The 4358-nt window shown below is 58.0% G+C and carries 5 protein-coding genes; 2 read left to right on the top strand and 3 right to left on the bottom strand.

The window, feature by feature from the left end:
• Window positions 1-76: 76 nt before the first annotated feature.
• A complete protein-coding gene (gene murA / locus L8V22_RS11460) occupies window positions 77-1345 on the bottom strand; it encodes a UDP-N-acetylglucosamine 1-carboxyvinyltransferase (RefSeq protein WP_238802152.1) in 1269 nt (422 codons plus the stop codon).
• A gap of 21 nt (window positions 1346-1366) precedes the next feature.
• The gene (gene ramA / locus L8V22_RS11455; protein ID WP_238802151.1) at window positions 1367-2206 is read right to left on the bottom strand and encodes an acetate metabolism transcriptional regulator RamA; all 840 of its coding nucleotides are present in this window, start codon (window positions 2204-2206) and stop codon (window positions 1367-1369) included.
• Window positions 2207-2470: 264 nt separating this feature from the next.
• On the opposite strand from ramA, the gene cysK reads away from it, so the two are divergent.
• Entirely contained in the window at window positions 2471-3406 is a 936-nt protein-coding gene (cysK, locus tag L8V22_RS11450; RefSeq protein ID WP_238802150.1) for a cysteine synthase A, read from the top strand.
• Window positions 3407-3476: 70 nt separating this feature from the next.
• Window positions 3477-4040: a serine O-acetyltransferase EpsC gene (epsC, locus tag L8V22_RS11445; RefSeq protein ID WP_269966554.1), complete on the top strand. Its 564-nt coding sequence runs from the start codon at window positions 3477-3479 to the stop codon at window positions 4038-4040.
• A gap of 40 nt (window positions 4041-4080) precedes the next feature.
• Here epsC and L8V22_RS11440 read toward each other — a convergent pair.
• A partial coding sequence (locus L8V22_RS11440; RefSeq protein ID WP_269966553.1) for a GNAT family N-acetyltransferase occupies window positions 4081-4358 on the bottom strand: 278 nt, incomplete at its 5' end.

The following is a 4358-nucleotide window of genomic DNA, read 5'->3' as shown; positions in this document are numbered from 1 at the left end:
GGATTAATGTAGTCCACCCCGAACAAAAAAGACAAATCCCCAGCACACAATGGGAAACGGTGTGCTGGGGACGTAGTTAAAAGAGCTCTTCTTCTTGAGTTCTTTCGATCGTAGCGCCGAGGCGCTGCAAGTTTTCTACAAAGTTGGGATAACCGCGGTCGATGTGGAATACATCGTGCACCGTAGTGGTCTCATCCGCGCACAATGCGGAAAGTACGAGGCCCGCCCCAGCGCGGATATCCGAGCTCCACACGTGGGTGGACGAAAGGCATTCTTTGCCGCGGACTACTACATGATGGCCGTCAACCTGGGCGTCGGCACCTAAGCGCAGCATTTCATCTACAAAGCGGAAGCGGGATTCAAAGACATTCTCCGTGATGACCGTAGTTCCATCCGCGATGGCAGAGATACCGATCGCCATCGGTTGCAGGTCGGTAGGAAATCCCGGAAATGGCAGGGTCTGGTAGTCCACGGCCTGTGGGCGCTGATCCATGCGCACGCGGAAGCCGTTCTCATAAGTCTCCAGCTCTGCGCCGGCGGACTTCAGCTTCTCCAAAGGCAGGTGCAGGTGACGCGGAGAGATTCCGCCCACCGTGATGTCCCCCTGAGTCATAGCAGCCGCATAAGCCCACGTGCCTGCCACAATGCGGTCACCAATAACCTCATGCTGGGTGGGCTGCAGCTTATCGACGCCGCGGATAGTTACTACCGAGCTACCTTCGCCCTCGATGTCAGCACCCATGGACTTAAGCATGGTGCACAGATCCACGATTTCCGGCTCGCGGGCTGCGTTGTGGAGGACGGTTTCTCCTTCAGCGAGAACCGCAGCGGTCAGAATGTTTTCGGTTGCGCCCACCGAAGGGAAATCTAGCCGGATATTTGCGCCGCGCAAATGCGTAGCCTCCGCTACGACGGCACCATGCTCAATACGGGTGGTCGCGCCCAGCTTTTCCAAGCCCGTCTGGTGCATATCGAGCGGGCGGGAACCAATCGCGTCACCGCCGGGCAGCGCTACCTTGGCATGACCACAGCGAGAGGTTAACGGCCCGAGCACGCAGACTGATGCACGGAACTGGCGGACTGCATCAAAGTCCGCATTAGATTGTGGCTGCGCGGGGGTAGTAATTCGGACTTCAGCTCCCTCGATAACTACCTCGCAGCCAAGCCCCTCGAGGACCTTCTTCATGAGGGGGACGTCCAGGATCTCTGGGCAGTTGGTCAGCGTCGTAGTGCCCTCCGCCAGCAAAGATGCCGCCATGAGCTTCAGGACGCTATTTTTCGCGCCATCTACTTTAACGGTGCCCTCCAAGCGGGCACCGCCGGAAACAATAAACTGATCTTTCACAACTGCCTACGCTACCGGTTCTTAAGGCAACGCGCCGATGCGACGGGCGGCATTGACCGCCTCGTAGCGGGTGTGGGCGCCGAGTTTGCGCATTACCGAACGCAGATAAGATTTCACAGTTTCTGCGCCGATCCCCATTTCCTCAGCCGCTTCCACGTTGGTGTGGCCCAGGGCCACACAAGAAAGTACGTCGAGTTCACGGGCAGAAAGTTTAGTGGATTGCTTCACGCGCACCGGAGAAACCATCTGGTCACACAGAGTCTCTAGCTCCTTGCGCAGCTCCTCGTCTTCCACGCGATTAGCTAGCATACGCAGCTTGGAGTGGGTGGAGCGTACTTGTTCCCACTCGGCACCGTTCATGACATGGCCACGGGCGGCTCCACCCTTGGCCCCGTCGGCGCGGCGCATTGCGGAATTTACAGCCAAGTCCTGCTCAAGGGTGCGCGCTGTCATCGTTACCTCCTCGATGACCTTGTCGCCCAAACGGACCGGAGAGTGCACACCTACGTAGAGGACGCCGCGAATCTCGCGCTGCACGGTAACTGGCACAGCCACGATGGAGTGCAGGCCCTCGTCTTGGATTACGCGGTCATTCTCGTGCGAGATGGTGGTAGCGCGAGTGTAATCGGAGACACCTACTGCACGGCGGGTGCTGACCACTCGCCCACCTACGCCGACGCCGGAGTCAATGATCAGATTCTGCAGCGCTGGGGTACGTAGGCCCACCCACTGCGTGATCTGCAGGCGATTATCTGGTAGCAGCGTGGCGTACATCGTCACCGGAATACCTGTAGCGGTCTTCAGGGACGACAGGGCCGCGCGTACGGATTCTTCATCATCTTTGAGGCGATGGGACTCCATGAGACTCTTTCCTCGTCGGGGGTAACCAAGCAGGTGTACCCGTCCTCCCCCGGGAATTTGGGGATCAGCGGGCAACTGAATGGAAGTATAGACAGCAAGTGGGGGTAATTCGAAATCGCCATCGGCTTATCCGGCGCTGCAATCCCACATGGAATGCCCGAATGCCCAGTCTAGAATAAATATACTGACTGGTCTACTTGTGTAGTGTACGCTTGCGTTGTACGCGATTTGAATCCAAATCTGATTCCCAAAGGAGTCCACAGAATGGCTGTCTACAACAACATTATGGAAACCATCGGCGGCACCCCACTGGTCCGCCTAAACCGTCTTACTGAGGGCAAGGGCGCTACCGTGCTTGCCAAGGTTGAGTCTTTTAATCCGGCCAACTCCGTGAAGGACCGCATCGGCAAGGCCATTGTGGAAACCGCTGAGAAGTCTGGCCAGCTCAAGCCGGGCGGCACCATCGTGGAGGCCACCTCCGGCAATACCGGCATCGCCTTGGCCTTGGCTGGCGCCACCTTGGGCTACAAGGTCATCTTGACTATGCCGGAGACCATGTCCAACGAGCGCAAGGTACTGCTGCGCGCCTACGGTGCAGAGATTGTGCTGACTCCAGGTGCGGCGGGCATGCAGGGCGCCGTCGATAAGGCAAATGAAATCGTCGCCGAGAACGACAACGCTATCCTGGCTGCACAGTTCGGCAACGAAGCAAACCCGAAGATCCACGAGGAAACCACCGGCCCAGAGATTTGGGAAGATGCCGAGGGCAAGGTTGACGCTTTCGTTGCTGGCGTAGGCACCGGTGGCACCGTTACCGGTGTCGGCCGCTTCCTCAAGTCCAAGAACCCGGATCTGCACCTAGCCGCAGTTGAACCATCTGACTCCCCGGTCCTGTCTGAAGGCCACGCTGGCCCGCACAAGATCCAGGGCATTGGCGCTAACTTCGTTCCTGAGGTGCTTGACCGCGAGCTTCTCGACGAGGTCTTTACCGCCACCACCGAGGAGTCCATTAAGGCCTCCCGTGACTTGGCCACCCAGGAAGGCCTGCTGGTAGGTATTTCCGCCGGCGCTAACGTCTCTGCAGCTTTGAAGCTGGCGGAGCGCCCAGAGTTCGAGGGCAAGACCATCGTGGTTGTTCTGCCGGACTTCGGTGAGCGCTACGTCTCCACCATCCTCTTCGAGGACATCCGCGAGGCCTAAATCACTTCGGATGAATAAAAGCACCCGCCAACCTTGGCGGGTGCCTTTTTTATGCCAGTACTATGTGAGCATGAACATTATGAGCTACATCCGTGAAGACTTAGCGAATGCTAGAGATCACGATCCGGCCGCGCGCGGCGACGTCGAAAATGCAATAGTTTATTCCGGCCTCCACGCGCTGTGGTCTCATCGCATTTCCCACTGGATGTGGAAGCGTGGGCTACGCGGGCCCGCACGCATATTAGCGCAAATTAACCGCTTTTTTACCGGCGTAGAAATTCACCCGGGTGCCACTATCGGCCGTCGCTTCTTTATTGACCACGGCATGGGCATCGTCATCGGTGAAACCGCCGAGATTGGCGATGGCGTCATGCTCTACCACGGTGTCACCCTCGGTGGCCAGGTACTCACTCAGACCAAGCGCCACCCCACCGTCGAAGACAATGTAGTCATCGGCGCAGGCGCCAAGGTGCTTGGCCCAATTACGATCGGTCAAGGATCGGCCATTGGCGCCAATGCTGTGGTGACGAAGGATGTTCCCGCAGAACATATCGCGGTAGGAATTCCGGCGAAGAACCGCGCACGCAATCCAAATGAGCGCATTAAACTGGTCGACCCCGACTACTACATCTAAATTCTCTTCCAGCGGCTCACAGGCAACTGTGGGCCGCTTTTTACATGCCTTCTGGCCGCAGCAGGTCGCGGTATTCGGGATTCTTTTCTATAAAGTGCGCCACGGCGGAGCAGGAAGCGATGACTTGCTTGCCGACGCCCCGGGTATCATCAAGCGCTGCCTTAATCAGCGGCGCAGACAGCCCTTGGCCGCGGAAAGCATCCTTGATGACAGTGTGGTTGAACTCGCGGGTAGTGCCGGCGTCAACGTAGTGGCACGTGCCCGCCTCAACACCGTCCACGGTAAGGACGTAGCGGGATTTATCGGTCAGGTGTGCAA

Source organism: Corynebacterium yonathiae, from assembly GCF_027570195.1.
GTDB lineage: Bacteria > Actinomycetota > Actinomycetes > Mycobacteriales > Mycobacteriaceae > Corynebacterium > Corynebacterium yonathiae.
This window is presented reverse-complemented; position numbering and strand designations above follow the sequence as displayed.